This window comes from Desulfovibrio sp. X2 (genome assembly GCF_000422205.1).
Lineage (GTDB): Bacteria > Desulfobacterota > Desulfovibrionia > Desulfovibrionales > Desulfovibrionaceae > Alkalidesulfovibrio.
Genome location: NZ_ATHV01000018.1, coordinates 60,208 through 74,292 on the forward strand (window position 1 = coordinate 60,208; position 14,085 = coordinate 74,292).

General features: G+C 68.0%; 22 protein-coding genes. 21 read left to right on the forward strand and 1 reads right to left on the reverse strand.

All coding sequences use genetic code 11. The features are described from left to right. The first annotated feature begins 6 nt into the window (after window positions 1-6). The 21 genes from DSX2_RS06525 (at window position 7) to DSX2_RS06620 (ending at window position 13,106) form a co-directional block, all read left to right on the forward strand. On the forward strand, window positions 7-501 hold the full coding sequence (locus tag DSX2_RS06525) for a phage protein (protein WP_020880375.1): 495 nt from the start codon (window positions 7-9) through the stop codon (window positions 499-501). 3 nt (window positions 502-504) lie between these two features. Then, entirely contained in the window at window positions 505-708 is a 204-nt protein-coding gene (locus tag DSX2_RS06530) for a TraR/DksA C4-type zinc finger protein (protein WP_020880376.1), read from the forward strand. Continuing rightward, window positions 705-1,121: a hypothetical protein gene (locus DSX2_RS06535; protein WP_020880377.1), complete on the forward strand. Its 417-nt coding sequence runs from the start codon at window positions 705-707 to the stop codon at window positions 1,119-1,121. The genes DSX2_RS06530 and DSX2_RS06535 overlap by 4 nt, the downstream gene beginning before the upstream one ends. Then, window positions 1,121-1,573, forward strand: a complete 453-nt coding sequence (locus DSX2_RS18005) for a hypothetical protein (protein ID WP_201764405.1) — start codon at window positions 1,121-1,123, stop codon at window positions 1,571-1,573. Before DSX2_RS06535 ends, DSX2_RS18005 begins: the two co-directional genes overlap by 1 nt. Then, complete coding sequence (locus DSX2_RS18795; RefSeq protein ID WP_236615091.1) at window positions 1,461-1,712, forward strand: hypothetical protein; 252 nt, start codon at window positions 1,461-1,463, stop codon at window positions 1,710-1,712. Before DSX2_RS18005 ends, DSX2_RS18795 begins: the two co-directional genes overlap by 113 nt. Then, window positions 1,709-2,020 (forward strand): phage holin family protein, encoded by a 312-nt coding sequence (locus DSX2_RS06545; protein ID WP_020880379.1) that lies wholly within the window; start codon window positions 1,709-1,711, stop codon window positions 2,018-2,020. The genes DSX2_RS18795 and DSX2_RS06545 overlap by 4 nt, the downstream gene beginning before the upstream one ends. Window positions 2,021-2,045: 25 nt before the next feature. After that, the gene (locus DSX2_RS06550; protein WP_020880380.1) at window positions 2,046-2,306 is read left to right on the forward strand and encodes a putative phage tail assembly chaperone; all 261 of its coding nucleotides are present in this window, start codon (window positions 2,046-2,048) and stop codon (window positions 2,304-2,306) included. Window positions 2,307-2,494: 188 nt separating this feature from the next. Beyond that, window positions 2,495-4,300, forward strand: coding sequence for a phage tail tape measure protein (locus DSX2_RS06560; protein ID WP_020880382.1), 1,806 nt, complete (start codon window positions 2,495-2,497; stop codon window positions 4,298-4,300). Beyond that, window positions 4,300-4,623 (forward strand): DUF2590 family protein, encoded by a 324-nt coding sequence (locus DSX2_RS06565; protein ID WP_020880383.1) that lies wholly within the window; start codon window positions 4,300-4,302, stop codon window positions 4,621-4,623. Before DSX2_RS06560 ends, DSX2_RS06565 begins: the two co-directional genes overlap by 1 nt. Continuing rightward, window positions 4,623-5,810, forward strand: a complete 1,188-nt coding sequence (locus DSX2_RS06570; RefSeq protein WP_020880384.1) for a baseplate J/gp47 family protein — start codon at window positions 4,623-4,625, stop codon at window positions 5,808-5,810. Before DSX2_RS06565 ends, DSX2_RS06570 begins: the two co-directional genes overlap by 1 nt. Beyond that, entirely contained in the window at window positions 5,807-6,418 is a 612-nt protein-coding gene (locus DSX2_RS06575; RefSeq protein WP_020880385.1) for a phage tail protein, read from the forward strand. The genes DSX2_RS06570 and DSX2_RS06575 overlap by 4 nt, the downstream gene beginning before the upstream one ends. Beyond that, window positions 6,415-7,833: a phage tail protein gene (locus DSX2_RS17510; RefSeq protein ID WP_020880386.1), complete on the forward strand. Its 1,419-nt coding sequence runs from the start codon at window positions 6,415-6,417 to the stop codon at window positions 7,831-7,833. The genes DSX2_RS06575 and DSX2_RS17510 overlap by 4 nt, the downstream gene beginning before the upstream one ends. Before the next feature lie 9 nt (window positions 7,834-7,842). Then, on the forward strand, window positions 7,843-8,508 hold the full coding sequence (locus DSX2_RS17515; RefSeq protein WP_020880387.1) for a hypothetical protein: 666 nt from the start codon (window positions 7,843-7,845) through the stop codon (window positions 8,506-8,508). Beyond that, window positions 8,505-8,771, forward strand: a complete 267-nt coding sequence (locus DSX2_RS06595) for a hypothetical protein (RefSeq protein WP_152512864.1) — start codon at window positions 8,505-8,507, stop codon at window positions 8,769-8,771. Before DSX2_RS17515 ends, DSX2_RS06595 begins: the two co-directional genes overlap by 4 nt. Window positions 8,772-8,779: 8 nt before the next feature. Further along, window positions 8,780-8,932, forward strand: a complete 153-nt coding sequence (locus DSX2_RS18570) for a hypothetical protein (RefSeq protein ID WP_172640012.1) — start codon at window positions 8,780-8,782, stop codon at window positions 8,930-8,932. Between the two features lies 1 nt (window position 8,933). Further along, window positions 8,934-9,866: a hypothetical protein gene (locus tag DSX2_RS06600; RefSeq protein ID WP_020880390.1), complete on the forward strand. Its 933-nt coding sequence runs from the start codon at window positions 8,934-8,936 to the stop codon at window positions 9,864-9,866. Then, a complete protein-coding gene (locus DSX2_RS06605) occupies window positions 9,863-10,411 on the forward strand; it encodes a hypothetical protein (RefSeq protein WP_020880391.1) in 549 nt (182 codons plus the stop codon). Before DSX2_RS06600 ends, DSX2_RS06605 begins: the two co-directional genes overlap by 4 nt. Further along, complete coding sequence (locus DSX2_RS06610) at window positions 10,408-11,094, forward strand: hypothetical protein (RefSeq protein WP_020880392.1); 687 nt, start codon at window positions 10,408-10,410, stop codon at window positions 11,092-11,094. Before DSX2_RS06605 ends, DSX2_RS06610 begins: the two co-directional genes overlap by 4 nt. Continuing rightward, the gene (locus DSX2_RS06615) at window positions 11,079-12,206 is read left to right on the forward strand and encodes a hypothetical protein (RefSeq protein WP_020880393.1); all 1,128 of its coding nucleotides are present in this window, start codon (window positions 11,079-11,081) and stop codon (window positions 12,204-12,206) included. Before DSX2_RS06610 ends, DSX2_RS06615 begins: the two co-directional genes overlap by 16 nt. Before the next feature lie 5 nt (window positions 12,207-12,211). After that, complete coding sequence (locus tag DSX2_RS18010; protein WP_084486508.1) at window positions 12,212-12,394, forward strand: Com family DNA-binding transcriptional regulator; 183 nt, start codon at window positions 12,212-12,214, stop codon at window positions 12,392-12,394. Continuing rightward, window positions 12,375-13,106, forward strand: coding sequence for a site-specific DNA-methyltransferase (locus tag DSX2_RS06620; RefSeq protein WP_020880394.1), 732 nt, complete (start codon window positions 12,375-12,377; stop codon window positions 13,104-13,106). Before DSX2_RS18010 ends, DSX2_RS06620 begins: the two co-directional genes overlap by 20 nt. A gap of 490 nt (window positions 13,107-13,596) precedes the next feature. Here the strand turns inward: DSX2_RS06620 and DSX2_RS06625 are convergent, their stop codons facing one another. Next, window positions 13,597-13,902 (reverse strand): hypothetical protein, encoded by a 306-nt coding sequence (locus tag DSX2_RS06625; RefSeq protein WP_020880395.1) that lies wholly within the window; start codon window positions 13,900-13,902, stop codon window positions 13,597-13,599. Window positions 13,903-14,085: the final 183 nt, after the last annotated feature.

Genomic DNA, 14,085 nt, shown 5'->3' on the forward strand with positions numbered 1-14,085 from the left:
TGAACCATGCAGCGCATTTCCGGAAAAAACTTCGACGTCCAGGTCGGCGACCTCGCCGTCCATGTGAACAAATGCAGCCTGACCATCGAGGATTCCACCGAGGTGGCGCAGGACAACGGCGTGCCCAACGGCTGGGTGGACGGCGACGTCAAGGCCGACGGCGAGCTGGAGCTTGACGCCCTCGGCATCGGCCTGCTTTCCGACGCGGCCAAGGCCGCGGGCAGCTTCCGCCAGCTCCCGGAGTTCGACATCCTCTTCTACGCCAAGACCGGGGCCAGCGAAGAGCTGAAGGTCGAGGCCTTCGGCTGCAAGCTGAAGGTCGAATCGCTCCTCGACATCGACAAGAAGGGCGGGGAGAAGCACGTCTCCAAGGTCAAATTCATGGTGACGTCCCCGGACTTCGTCCACATCAACGGCGTTCCCTACCTCTCCTCCGCCGACATCGCGGGCCTGCTCGACAATACGAGCAGCAGCTCGAGCAGCCTGACCGGGAGCGAGTAGCCCATGGACGCCGCCGACATCGCCGGGGAGCGCGAATACATCCACCGGGAAGAATCCCTGGCCAGGATGCGCGCCGCGCGCCCCAGCGGCCCGAGCCGCGAGACCTGCGAGGAGTGCGGCGGGAAAATCCCCCTTGCCAGGCGCGAGGCCGTGCCCGGCGTGCGCCTGTGCATCAACTGCCAGACGAAGCATGAGGAAGACGCATGAACACCCCGCGCGGCATCCGCAACAACAACCCCGGGAACATCCGCAAGAGCGCCGCCGACTGGCGCGGCGAGGTCGAGGGCGAGGATACCGCCTTCGAGACGTTCGACACGCCGGAGGACGGCCTGCGCGCCCTGGGCAAGATCCTGCTCCGGTACGAGCGCGACTACGGCCTCAACACCGTGCGCGGCATCCTGACCCGCTACGCGCCCGCCTGCGAGAACGACACGGCCGGATACATCGCCCACGTGGCCGAACGCATGGGCGTCTCCCCGGACGAGCCCGTCGACGTGGCCGCCAACCTGCCGCAGCTCATGCGGGCCATCGTGGCCCACGAATGCGGCAGCGGCTGGGACGCCCACTACTCCGACGCCACCTACGACAAGGCCTCCGACATGGCCCTGGGGCTGGCGTAATGGGCAACCTCACCACCTGGGGGCTGGCGGGGACAGGCCTCATCATCCTCGCCCTGGCCGCCGCCTGCTGGTGGCAGGGCCACACCATCAAGGGCCTGCGGGCGGACCTGACGGCGGCGGAAGTGGACGTCGCCGTGCTCAAGGCCGCGGGCAAGACCAAGGACGCGGCCATCGCCGCGCTGCATGCCGAAGTCGCGGCGCGCGACGCGGCCATCGCCAAGCGCGACGAACAGGTCGCGCGGATCTCGACGCGGCGGCGCAGCGAACAGACGTCCTTGAAGGAGGCTACCCGCAATGACCCGGAGACTCGCCCTTGGGCTCTTGAGCCTGTGCCTGCTGCTGTGCGCCGCGTGCTCCGGCAGGCAGACGGTGGTGACGGTGCCGGTGGTGGAGCGCCTGACGCCGCCGCCGGAGCTGCTCCGCGAGACGGCGCGGCCCCGCTGGACCGGTAGGACGAACGCCGACCTGGTCGAATACGCCCTGGACCTCGCCGCCGCCCTGGACGCCTGCAACGCTGACAAGGCCGCGCTCCGGTCCTGGGCGGACGGCGACGGCACGCAGGAGAAGAAGGACATGGGGACAGGCAGATGATTGAAAGCGCGCGTGAATGGGTGGGCAGCATGTGGCTGACCATCATGCTTTCCGTGCTCGGCGGCATGGCCCGCGCGGCGAAGTGCCGGGAACGGTCCATGTGGGTATGGGCCTGCTCCTGCCTCGTGGCCCTGTTCTCCGGCGTCGTGACGCACATGCTGCTGCAGGACCTCACGGGAATACCCGAGACGGTCAAGGTCGCCTGCGCGAGCGTCTCCGCCTACTCGGGCGGCAGCATCCTGGACGCCATGCAGGGCCGCATCGCTGACCTGTGCGCGGTCATTTTCGGCGGGGCGCGCAGACCGTAGCCCCGAAACCTCAAGGAGAAGGACGATGAAGAAGCGAATCACCCTGAAGATCAACGGCAAAGACGTCGCCTTCGACGTGGATACGCCGACCTACGACGCCTATCTGAACGCCCTCCAGCCGACCAACAAGACCGGCCCGGCGCGCAACTTCCTCATGCGCACGGTCTGCGCCGAAAGCCGTGATGACATCAAGGCCATCCTGGAGCTGCCCGGCGCTGGCGTGCAGATCGCGGCCAAGCTGCTCGAGGAGTTCACCCCCGACCTCGAGATCGAGCTGGGGGAATAGAGGCGCGGGCGGCAGCCATCGGGGAAAGCGCCGTGGGGCAATACGCGGCGCTCTCTCGCAGGTGGTTCCCGTCCCGCGCGGTGGACTCCGAAAGCATGGCAGAGGCGCTGTTCCTGGAAAAGGACCACTGGGAGAAGATGGCGGTCGCCGTGGCCAACGGCATCGCCAAGGCGTTCAGGGGATAGGACATGGCCAGCAGGCTCGAACGGCTCGAATTTGCCATCGGGATGCGCGACGAGGCGTCGAAAAAAGTAGGCGCCCTGCGCAAATCCCTCTCCGGCATGGCGAACACGGTGCACAACCAGATGCTCAAGATCGGCACCGGCTGGCTGGGGGCGAAGGGCCTGGGCTCGTCCATCGAGGGGATGGTGAGCCCGGCCATAGACCTGAACCGCGCCCTGGGAGAGGTGGGCAGCCTGGACGTGGGCAAGGAGGCCCTGGCCGACCTCCAGTCCGCCGCCGAGAATTTCGCCATGGAGTACGGCGGCACGGCCGCGCAGGTGGTCAGCTCCTCCTACGACATCCAGTCCGCCATTTCCGGCCTCTCCGGCAAGGAGCTGGCCACGTTCACGGCGGCCGGCGGCACCCTGGCCAAGGCCACCAAGGCCGACGTGGGCACGATCACCTCCTACATGGGCACCATGTACGGCATTTTCAAGAACCAGGCCGAGCGCATGGGCAAGGCCACCTGGGTTGAGCAGCTCGCCGGGCAGACCGCCACGGCCGTGCAGATGTTCAAGACCACGGGCACGGAGCTGAGCGCGGCCTTCACGGCCGTGGGGGCGAACGCCACGTCCGCGGGCATCGCGGCGTCGGAACAGATGGCCGTCCTGGGCACGCTGCAGAGCACCATGAGCGGCAGCGAGGCGGGCACCAAGTACAAGGCGTTCCTCGCTGGCGTGGGTAACGCGCAGAAGACCCTCGGCATGCAGTTCACGGACAGCCAGGGCAACATGCTCGGCATGGTCGAGATCCTGGGCAAGCTCAAGGCCAGGTTCGGCGACACGTTCAGCGTCGCCGAGGGCGACGTGCTCAAGAAGGCCTTCGGCTCCGACGAGGCCGTTTCGCTCATCAAGCAGCTCATGGCCGACACGGGCGGACTGGCATCGTCCATAGACGCCCTCGGACAGGTCCAGGGCATGAACAAGGCCCGGCAGATGGCCGCGCGCATGACCGACATATGGGCGCAGCTCGGGGGGGCGCTTTCCACCGTGTCCGCGTCCTTCGGGCAGAAGCTGCTGCCGCCCCTGGCCATGGTCGGCCGCAAATTCCTCGACGTGCTGAAGACCCTCAACCGCTGGATAAACATAGCGCCCAACGTGGCCAGGTGGATAGGCTACGGCGCCATCGCCGCCATGTCCCTGGCCGCCGCCATGGGCGTGCTCGCCGCGGCCACGGCCGTGAGCAAGCTGGCCCTGCTCGGCATAGGCGGCCCGCTGCGCATCGTGGGCGCGGCCATCGGCTTCCTGACGAAGGTCACGGGCATGCAGACTGCGGCGCAGTGGCTGCTCAACGGAGCCCTGTGGGCCAACCCTACGACCTGGGTCGTGGTCGGCATCATCGCCCTGATCGCGGCCGTGGGGGCGCTCATCTACTGGTGGGACGACCTGAAGGCGGCGTTCCTGGACACGTCGTGGGGACAGGCCATCATGGCCACCATCGAGGCCCTGCTCGCACCCATCAAGGCCCTGGGGGGCGCCTGGGACTGGCTGAAATCGAAGTTCGGCGCGGACGCCGCGGTCAACGCCAGCATCACGAAGACCACGAGCACCGTTGCCGCCGCGGTCGAAGCCCCCGCTCAGCAGTCGTCTTCCCCCATGCTCGAGGCACCGCGCACGGCGGCCGTACCCGCCGGAGGGCTCATGCGGTCCTACGCCAACACCGTGAACCGCAACAGCGCGAAGCAGACCACCATCGGGCAGGTGCACATAAACAGCCAGACCCCCATGACTCCGGCCGAGCTGGACGAGTGGGCCGCCCTGGGAGCCGGATAATGGCCGACTACATCGACCTGCGCATCACCGACGACGACCTGACCCTGGACGCGGGGGGCAACCCCACCATGCTCGACGGCCGCGCCTCCATCGCCCAGGACATCTCGCACATGATCCGGGAATCCGGCCTGCTGGTGGAGATCATCGCCAACCGCGACGCCCGCAAGCGAGCGACCAACATCGTCAAGATCACCATCGCCGTTGACGACGACGAGCGCATCGTGCCCGGCACGACGCGCGTCGAGGAATCTTCGCCCGGCGAATACTGGCTCACCGCGCAAACGGTGAAATACGGCAGCATAGGGCTGCAACTGGAGGCGTGATGGCCGACACGAGCGCCAACGAGCTTTTCACCGGGATGCTCCGCGAGGCGGGCATGCCGGTGACACAGGACGAAATGCAGCAGGCCTGGGACGCGATCAACACCGCCCAGGGCAGCCAGATCACCAACAACAGCGCCTGGTCCCCGTTCTGGCGACTCATTTCCGCCATCGTCACGGCTCCGGCGCAGTGGCTGGTCTCCCTGCTCGTGCAGCACGCCCTGCCCAACGTCTTCCTGCGCTACGCCTCGGGGACGTGGCTCGACATCTACGCCTGGGGCGTGGACGTGACGCGCAAGGCGGCAACTTCGGCCGAGGGCACCGTGACGTTCACCCGGGCTTCTGCTGTGGGCGAGCTGGTCATTCCGGCGGCCACGGCGGTTGAATCCCCGGACCTGGCCGGGATGACCTACAGGGTGCTGACGACGGCGGAGGCCGTTATTCCCGAAGGCCAGACGAGCCTGGACGTGGCCGTGCAGGCGGAGAAGCCGGGAACGGCCTACAACCTTGGGCCGGGCTACTACTCCATCCTCCCCAAGCCGGTGCCCGGCGTCACGACCGTGGCCAACTCCGCCGACTGGCTGACCCAGGCCGGGACGGACGAGGAGGACGACGAGGCCTTGCGCCTGCGGTGCCGGAACCAGTTCGCGGCCGTGGGGCAGTACCACCAGGACGCCGCCTACAAGGCGCTCATCGTCGAGAATTTCCCCCTGCGCATCGACTACCTCTTCTTCGAGAAGGACGGCCCGCGCGGCCCCGGCACGGCCAACTGCCATGTCATGGTGGAGAGCGGCATCCCGCCCCAGGCGCTCATCGACTCCATCAACGACTTCATCCGCGATTCCGGAAACCACGGCCATGGCGACGACATGCTCTGCATGCCCATTGCGCCCCTGCCGGTGACGCTCGGGGTCACGGTCTACCCCGTGATTTCCGCGAGCCAGGAGCGCGCGGAGGCTCTGCGGCTGGAGGTCGAGAACCGCGTGCGCTGTGCATTCCGCGAGAACACGGACTACACCGTGACCAAGGTTCTCCCGTACTCCCGCTTCTCCTTCAGCCGTCTGTCCGAGGAGCTGCACGCCGGTCTGCCCGACCTGCGCTCCGTGGTCTTCGACCGCGAGGACATCGTCGCCCTGCTCGAGCTGCCCCAACTGGACGTCCTGACCGTATCGCTCGGGGTCGAGGCATGAGCGACGCGCCGGAACTGGACGCCCCGTCTCTGCCCTTCTGGATGGCGGGGGCCGAGGCCGACAAGCTCGCCGCAGCCGCAAAGGAGTGGTTCGCCAGGCTCGGCGAGGCTGCGGCCCTGCCCGCCAAGCAGCTCGACCCGCTCTCCTGCTCCGCGTCCATCCTGGACCTGCTGGCGTGGCAGCGCGGGATAAGCGCCTACAAGGGCGAGCCCGAGCGCTCCTACCGTCTGCGCGTGGCCTATGCCTACGCCAACGCCCGCGACGCCGGGAGCGTGAACGGCTGGGCGCGGATCTTCCAGCGGCTCGAGGTCGGCGACGTGGAGCTCCAGGAGCGCATCGCCGGGCAGGATTGGGACATCATCGGCATCGTGCTCGACGACGAGCGCCTGGCCGCCTGCCAGGGCCTGGTCGAGATCATCGTCAAGGACTACGGCCGTACCTGCCGCCGCTACCACCTCGTCTCCCGAATCACCGCGACCGCTACCTGCGGGCACGGGACGTTCGACCTCGACCACTCGACGGTCTGCGCGTCCGTGCCGCCCCTGGCGGTACGCGCGCGGCTCGGGACCTTCGACAACCAGTACAGCACCGTGGAGGCTCGCGCATGAGCAGCAGCATCACCTATGCCGGGGAGGCGCTCATAGCGCGCCTGCAAGCCGAGGGCACCCCGCTCGTCATCGACAAGATCATCTTCGCCGACGTCCAGGGACTGGACCCCACGCAGGCCGTCGACCGCTCCCAGCCGCTGCCGCAGGCGGACGTCGTCTTCAGCTACGACATCCCGCCGGAGTTCAAGGCCTTCGTGAGCCCGAACATGGTGGTCTACTCCGCCCTGCTCGGCTCCGACGTGGGCGACTTCGACTTCAACTGGCAGGGGCTCTATTGCAGCGAGCACGACACCCTCGTGGCCGCGGCCTGGCTACCGACCCTCTCGAAACGGCGCACGGACCAGGCGACCGGGCAGGCGGGCAACAACCTCAGCCGAAACTTCATGCTCCAGTTCTCCGGAGCTGCCGACCTCACCGGCATCACCGTCGAGGCCGCCACCTGGCAGATCGACTTCACCGTGCGCCTCAAGGGGATCGACGAGCGCGAACGCCTCTCCAACAGGGATATTTACGGGCGCGCCGCGTTCCCCGACGACGGCTGGCTGCTGGTGAACGACGCGGGCAACTACAGCTTCCAGGCCGGGCACGGCTATGTGGAGGGCATCCGCGCGGCCCTGCCCGCCCTGCTGCCCGTGGTGCCCCCGCAGCTTCCCTGCGACGTCTGGCTGGACGTGTGCATGGAGCCCCAGGGCTCCGACGTCGTGGCCACGGCCACGCCCGTCTTCGTCGCGCCCGGCGCGGACGTGCCCGACTACACCGAGGACGCGCCCTTCAACACCCCGCACTCCTGCGTCCAGGTGGCCTCCGTGGCCGAAGACGGCACGGTGACTGACCTCCGACCGAAGACCATCGCGCTCTCTGCCGAACAGGTCGGGGCGGTGACACAGGAACAGCTTGCGGCCGCGCTGGCAGCCATGGACACGACCAAGAGCATGCGTGACATGCTCGGCGGCTCCATCGTCGAGTGGGAGGCGGAGGCGATTCCCACACTCTCCGACGGCCTGCCCCTCGGCCTCGAACTCAACGGCGATGTTGTGGACCTGAACATGTTTCCGCGCCTTCTGCGGAAATGGCCCGGCCAGGAGGCCAACTCCACGTGTCCGGCCTGGTACCGCTGCACATCGGGAGGCACTCGCGACCCGGCTGGCGGATACATCCGGCTGCAGGACAGGCGAGGCCAATTCCCGCGCGGATGGGATCACGGGCGAGGCGTGGACTCCGGCCGAGTGCTCGGTAGCGCCCAGGCGGATGATCTGAAATCGCATACCCACTCTGTCCGCGTACCGGCGGCAGGTGGCAGCGCGGCGGGCGGCAATGTCTCTGGCTCTTACGGCATCTTTGTCGATTCCAGCGCGACCGGAGGGTCGGAGACCCGCCCCCGCAACTGCGCGACGATGTACCTCATCTACGTCTAGGAGGTCTTCATGCTGATCTACATCATTGATTCCAAGACCAGAGAGTATATGCGCTCCGAGGAGTGGACGCCGCCCGCGCCGTGGGTCGCCCTGCCGTCCGCTGCGTCCACCATGGCCCCGCCCGCTCCGCAGGCCGGGTATGCCAGCGTGCTGAACGCCGCCGGAGACGCGTGGAGGCAGGTGGAAGACCACCGAGGCGCGGCGGGCTTTATCAACGGCGAGCCGTACACCATCACCGAACTGGGGGCGTTGCCGCAGGACTGGAGCGACGAAGCTCCGCTCGTTCCCCTCGACGAGATCCGCGCGGCCAAGCAGAGCGAGATCCGCGACCAGGCCGAGGCCATCCTCGCTCCCCTCAAGCGGGAGTACTGCGAGACAGAAATCGCCACCTGGGACCAGCAGGCCGCCCAGGCCGATGCCCTGGTCGCCGACCCCGATGCCGCAGCTCCCATGGTGCGGGCCATCGCCTCGAATCGAGGCATGGACCCGGTCGAGCTGGCGCAGCGCATCATCGCCAACAAGGCGGCCTGGGAAGTCGTCTCCGGAACCGTCATCGGCCAGCGCCTGGCGTATCAGGACCGGCTCGACGCCACCGAAGACATCACGGACGAGGACGAGGCCCGCGCGGCCGTCGCGGCCATCGTGGTTTCCTACACCCTGCCGGAGGGCGCGTGATGCTGCCCCCCGGCTGCAACGGCTGCGGCGGGGCGGGGGAGATCACCGCCCTGTGGGTCCGGCTCTCCGGCCACATGCCGCCGTGGGAGGGATGCTGCGACGCGCACGACCTCGCCTACACCCAGGGCGGCCCGGCCGAGTGGCGCGCCTGGGCCGACCGCCTGCTGCGGGACTGCATGATTCAGCGCGGCTATCCTGTTCGCGCCTGGGCCTACTGGCTGGCCGTGCGCCTGTTCGGAGCCTCGCATTGGGGGCGTGCGTGAGCGTCGGCATGAGTATCGAGGACCTGGTGGAGATCCACTACCAGCGTCTCGTCGAGATCCACGGCCAGCCGGACCAGCCCGGCGCCGACTGGCCGGAGGACCGACTGCGCCACGCAGCCGAAGCCCGTGCCAGGCGCTCCTTCAAGGTGTGGGGCGTGTAGCATGTGGTCGCCGGTCTCCTTCACGCCACCTCCGGCCGTGGCCACCATCGGCCAGGGCCTGGCAGGTCCGCTCGCCGACATCGGCGCGTCCATGGCCTCCGGCTCCGCCGGGCTCGGTGGGCTTGGGCTTCCAGACTCGCAGCCTGACCCGGAAAGCGGGCAGGCCGTTGCCGACATGCGGGGGAAGACCTCCGGCATGTTCGCGGATTCCGCGCGCTACATTGCGGTCACCCCCTACCAGCACGGGATAGGACAACGGAAAGGGGACCAGGCCTACCTTACGCCGCAGGCGGCCGTGTCCGCCGTGGCCACGAGCCTGGGCAGCCTCGCGCAGGACAAAAACGGCCTGCCGACCACGGACACGGCCCTCGTGCTGCTGCTCATCGCGGCGCCGGAGCCCGGCAGGCTGGCCGACTCCCTCGACGCCTTCGGCCGCGTGATGCCCATCACGGAATTGCAGCAGGCCGGGCGCAGGGCGCGCGCCCTTTCCGGCCTGGAGACGCAGAAATTCACCATACCTGAGGCCCCAGGCTATCCGGCGTGGGGCAAGGCCTCCCCGCAGAAGGGCGCCACGGGGCTGGCCACGTCGCGCGCCATGGGCGCGCAGCTCGCTATGGCAGAAGGCGGCGCGGCGGCGCAGACGCCTCCCGCGGCGCGCTTGGCGGCCTTCGCCGCCAAGCGCGCCGCGGCCATGGCCGGACACCAGGAGGATCTCGCCGCGCTCGAGCGCGGCATGTCCGGGGCCGATCCCTGCTGGTTCGGCGTCTACCTGGAGGGGCTCGCGGTGCCCATAGCCCGCCTGCTCGCCTCGGTCGCGCCGCCCCTGGACGCCGCGAGCAAATGCTGCGCCGCGGTCTGCTGGTACGGCACAGTGGCCCAGGTCGCCTATTACAAGGAGGCCTTCGGGCTGCAGAACCTTTTGGAGGGCCTGTGAGCTTCCTGCGTCTCAACGACTTCACCGTTCCCGGCTACGGCCTGCAGGTGTCCCTCGGCCTCAAGTTCAAGGACGAGGACGCGAGCGGCGACACGTCTGCCGCCGCCAAGGCAGGAAAGGGCACCAAGGGCAAGCAGCTCGAGTGCAAGATCTTCATCCGCTTCATCGACGAAAGCGACCTGCGCGACCTCACCCGCGTGGCCGAGGCGAGGAGCGGCGGCAGCAACACGGTCTACACCGTCACCAACCGCACGGCCAACGCGGCGGGAATGCGCCAGGGCTACTTTTCCGGCGACTTCAAGGCGGACGAGCAGGAGGGCAAGCGCTGCTGGCTCGTCTCCTTCACCCTGGCCGAGCACATTTCCGTGCCGGAACGGGCCGAGGCCAGGGAGACGCCGAAACCGACCACCACCCAGCAGAACGCCGGGCAGAGCGTGACCCCGTCCTCGGCAGACGCCTCGAGCACTGAGGATCTTTCGCCCTTCGAGAAATGGCTCAAGTCGCAGAATGCCGCCATCGGCGACTTCGAGGAAACGCAGCAGTGAGGCTCATCAAGCGCCTGCTCGTGTCCGGCGAGGACGTCCCCCTGGCGGCAGAGGACATCCGCCTGGACATAGACCGCCCAGGGCGCGCCGTGTTTCAGGTGCGCGCTACCCAGGCGCTTTCCGGCCCCGTCACCTTCGCCCTGGGGTGGAACTTCGACGACGCCATGACGCTCTTCTTCTCCGGGGATGTGGAGCGGTGCACGCCGGTGGACGCCTCGCAGCAACGCCTCTTCTGCCGCGAGGTCACGGCCCGGCTCGACGCATCCATTCCTCTGGCCCTGCGCCACCCGACACTGCGCGACGTGGTGGCGGCCTACGCGGACGCAACGGGCCTCTCCTTCATCGTGCCGGACAAGGCCTACGCCTCGACCAAGGTCCCGGCATTCTACGGCCTGGGCTCCGGGTTCCACGGCATGGCCACCCTGGGCGATGTCTTCGGCATCACGGACTACCTGTGGCAGGCGCAGGGGGACGGGCAAGTCTTCGTCGGCTCCTGGGGCGACTCGCGCTGGGCGAAGGCGGGCGTCACCATTCCGGCGACCTATTTCGCCAAGGCGACGGCAACGTCCAGGAGCATCGCCGCCATTCCCGGGCTGCGCCCCGGCGTGCTCCTGAACGGCGAGCGCGTCGCCTCGGTCCGCATGTCGGGCCACCAAATGGAGGTCGTGTGCAAGACGCAATAAGGGCCGCGGTTCTCCGCGCCTTCCCCGAGCTTTCCGGCGGCCTGCACCTGGACCGCTATGCGCGCGTCACGGCCGTGGCCGATCAGCCCGGCGAGGGGGCGACGTGCGAGCGATTCCGCCCGCGCTACGCGGTGGACATCCAGATCCTCACGCCAGACCTCGAGCCGGACGAGGCCTTCCCGACCTACACGGCCGTGCCCCTGCCTGTTCCTGCCGGAGCAGGGCAGGAGCGCGGCACCTACTCCTTCCCCGAGCCAGGCGCGCTGGCCGTGGTCGGCTTCGCCTACGGGCGGCCCGACCATCCCATCATCCGGCAGATCTACCCCATGGGCGTCTCGCTGCCGGAGATCGCGCCCGGGGAGTGGCTGGCGCAGCAGTCGCCGACCGTGTTCCAGCGGGCAGACGCCGAAGGAAACTGGACCAGAAGCACGGACGCGGCCATTACGGACGATTCCATCACCCGCCTGGTCAAGGCCGTGGAGGCCACGACCGAGGTCGCGCGGGAGGTGCGGCGGATCTCCGAGCACTCGACCGTCGAAGTCGAGGGCATGCGCACGCTCGAGGTCGGAACCGTCCTGGCCATGCTGGCCGGGGTGCGGGCCGACCTGGGGACACTCGGCGACCTTCATCTCACGGCCGGGGGCAATTCCAGCCACTCCACGGCGGGCGCGGCCACGGAGACTGTAGGCGGCGACCACGCGAGCACGGTCAAAGGCAACCGGGCCATAGACGTGGCCGGAAGCCGGACGGAAACGGTCCAGGGCGGCCAGACCACGCATGTTGGCGGCGCGCGCTCGGAGGAAATCGGAGCCGACCAGGTCCTCGCCGTCTCGGGCGACAGCACCGAGACAGCCGGGGGAAGCAAGACCCTCCGGGCCGAGAACATCCTCCTGAGCGCCGCAGGCACGATCACCTTCCTGTCGGACAACGGCGGAGGCCTGAGCCTCTTCGCCGAGCTGCTCGCCTGCCTCGACGAGATCCGCGCGGCGTTGCAGGTCTTGGCCACGCACACCCACCCGCTCACGGAGGTCATCGACCAGGGCGGGGCCGTCTCTTCGCACGCCGCCAGCCTCGGCGCCCATCGAAACAACATCGGCGGCATCACGGGATAATGGGGATGACGGACGAACGCGAGATCCGCTGCGGCCACTGCGGCAAGCTCCTGGCGCGCGGCGAGGTCATAACCCTGCACATTCGCTGCCCGCGCTGCCGGGCGGACAATCACGTGAGGGCCATGAGCCCCAGACAGGAAGGCCGCGAGCCTCTTGCTGGAGGATCTCATGCCCATTCTCGACACTGACCGCGCGACCCTGCACCACGGCGATTCCCTCGCCATCCTGCGCACCCTTCCCGACTGCTCGGTAGACACCGTCCTCACCGACCCGCCCTACTCGAGCGGCGGCATGACCATGGGCGCGCGCCAGGCCGACCCGGCGAAGAAGTACCAGCAGACCAGGACCAAGCGCAGCTATCCGGCCATGATCGGCGACAACCGCGACCAGCGGAGTTTCACCCTGTGGGCTTCGCTTTGGCTGGCCGAGTGCTGGCGCGTCGCCGTGCCCGGGGCGCGGCTCATGGTCTTCACCGACTGGCGGCAGCTTCCGGCCATGACCGATGCCGTGCAGGCCGCGGGCTGGATGTGGCGGGGCCTGGTCGTCTGGCACAAGCCGAGCGCCCGTCCCGTCCTGGGCGACTTCAAGCGCGACGCGGAGTTCGTCGTCACGGCCAGCAAGGGCAAGCCCGGGACTTTCAGCCGCCGGTGCCTGCCCGGCGTCTACCGGCACAACGTCAACGCGGCCCGGAAGATCCACCTGACCGAGAAGCCCGTGCCCCTGCTCGTGGATCTCCTCGAGGCGACGAAGCCGGGCGGTGTCGTGCTCGACCCGTTCGCGGGCAGCGGCAGCACGGGAGAAGCCTGCCTTTCTACCGGGCGCCGCTACATCGGCATTGAGCTCTCCCAGGAGTACACCGCCCTCGCGGCTGACCGCCTGCAGAAGGTCATGGCCGCCTAGCCTCCCTTGCACATCGTGGCACGGCAAAAGTCCGTGGCCACGCCCCCAGGGCTGGCGAAAAATCGCCAGCCCTTTCCCTGTTCCCCGCCCCAGCCGCGCTATCCGCGACCTCCTCTCGCCTCGCTCGCCCCCCCGCCTTCCCGCACGCAAAAGCGCCCGCCCCCCGGAAAAAAATCACTCCTCCGCCCCAAACCTTCGCCGTTTTTCGAGCGGAAACGCGCAATGGTCGAGGGGGTGCAAAGGGCGGCGGCAGGCACGGCAGGCAAAGGAAGACGCGAGAGAGGATGGATTGCGAGGAGTGCAAGGCCATGCAAGGGCCTGCAAGGTGACGGCACACGCACCGCCAGCAGACCAGCACCTAATATATTGGGAAATCTTAGTTTATTTTTTGGCAGTTCACTAGGTTGGACATCACGCAATAGACCTCCTTGCGGAGGCCATTCTGGGGCGATTCGCCCTATGACACGATGACAATGTAGGGCAGTATGCCCTAATTGCCATTACGCTGTTCGCTCTTATCCTGGGGCAGCATCCCCCTGTTGCGGGCAGACTGGCAGAGGTTCCAAACCAAGCTAGGGAAGTCCGTGCCGAGCGCCTCGGCCATGCGGTAAGCCTCTCCGATGGTCAGCCTCCGGCCGCGCCCGTCCACGTCACGAACACTACGCCAGAGCCGCACGCCGGAGTCTCCGCCCCCGAACACGCGCCTGCCGAACTCGGCATGCGACATGCCCATATCCTCCACACGCTCCGCGACCAGGGCCACAAACACGCGCTCGAATTGATCGTCGTTTTTCATCCCTTCTGGGTACAGGATATTTTGCCCTAGCGAAATCTGGCGAAACGCCCTTGACTTGCTAGGGCGTTTCGCCCTAGCTTCGCCACATGAAGAACGCAACATCACTCCACCTCCACCGACTGGCCAGGTTCTACGGCTCCTACAGCCAGGTCGCCCGGGCCACTGGCCTGGACACCAGGAACC

Coding starts and splice junctions, on each gene's coding strand:
- DSX2_RS06550 (WP_020880380.1), top strand. CDS start 2,046: ATGAAGAAGCGAATCACCCTGAAGATCAACGGCAAAGACGTCGCCTTC.
- DSX2_RS06565 (WP_020880383.1), top strand. CDS start 4,300: ATGGCCGACTACATCGACCTGCGCATCACCGACGACGACCTGACCCTG.
- DSX2_RS06625 (WP_020880395.1), bottom strand. CDS start 13,902: ATGAAAAACGACGATCAATTCGAGCGCGTGTTTGTGGCCCTGGTCGCG.
- DSX2_RS06535 (WP_020880377.1), top strand. CDS start 705: ATGAACACCCCGCGCGGCATCCGCAACAACAACCCCGGGAACATCCGC.
- DSX2_RS18010 (WP_084486508.1), top strand. CDS start 12,212: ATGACGGACGAACGCGAGATCCGCTGCGGCCACTGCGGCAAGCTCCTG.
- DSX2_RS06525 (WP_020880375.1), top strand. CDS start 7: ATGCAGCGCATTTCCGGAAAAAACTTCGACGTCCAGGTCGGCGACCTC.
- DSX2_RS17515 (WP_020880387.1), top strand. CDS start 7,843: ATGCTGATCTACATCATTGATTCCAAGACCAGAGAGTATATGCGCTCC.
- DSX2_RS06570 (WP_020880384.1), top strand. CDS start 4,623: ATGGCCGACACGAGCGCCAACGAGCTTTTCACCGGGATGCTCCGCGAG.
- DSX2_RS06575 (WP_020880385.1), top strand. CDS start 5,807: ATGAGCGACGCGCCGGAACTGGACGCCCCGTCTCTGCCCTTCTGGATG.
- DSX2_RS18005 (WP_201764405.1), top strand. CDS start 1,121: ATGGGCAACCTCACCACCTGGGGGCTGGCGGGGACAGGCCTCATCATC.
- DSX2_RS06620 (WP_020880394.1), top strand. CDS start 12,375: ATGCCCATTCTCGACACTGACCGCGCGACCCTGCACCACGGCGATTCC.
- DSX2_RS06600 (WP_020880390.1), top strand. CDS start 8,934: ATGTGGTCGCCGGTCTCCTTCACGCCACCTCCGGCCGTGGCCACCATC.
- DSX2_RS18570 (WP_172640012.1), top strand. CDS start 8,780: ATGAGTATCGAGGACCTGGTGGAGATCCACTACCAGCGTCTCGTCGAG.
- DSX2_RS06560 (WP_020880382.1), top strand. CDS start 2,495: ATGGCCAGCAGGCTCGAACGGCTCGAATTTGCCATCGGGATGCGCGAC.
- DSX2_RS17510 (WP_020880386.1), top strand. CDS start 6,415: ATGAGCAGCAGCATCACCTATGCCGGGGAGGCGCTCATAGCGCGCCTG.
- DSX2_RS06545 (WP_020880379.1), top strand. CDS start 1,709: ATGATTGAAAGCGCGCGTGAATGGGTGGGCAGCATGTGGCTGACCATC.
- DSX2_RS06530 (WP_020880376.1), top strand. CDS start 505: ATGGACGCCGCCGACATCGCCGGGGAGCGCGAATACATCCACCGGGAA.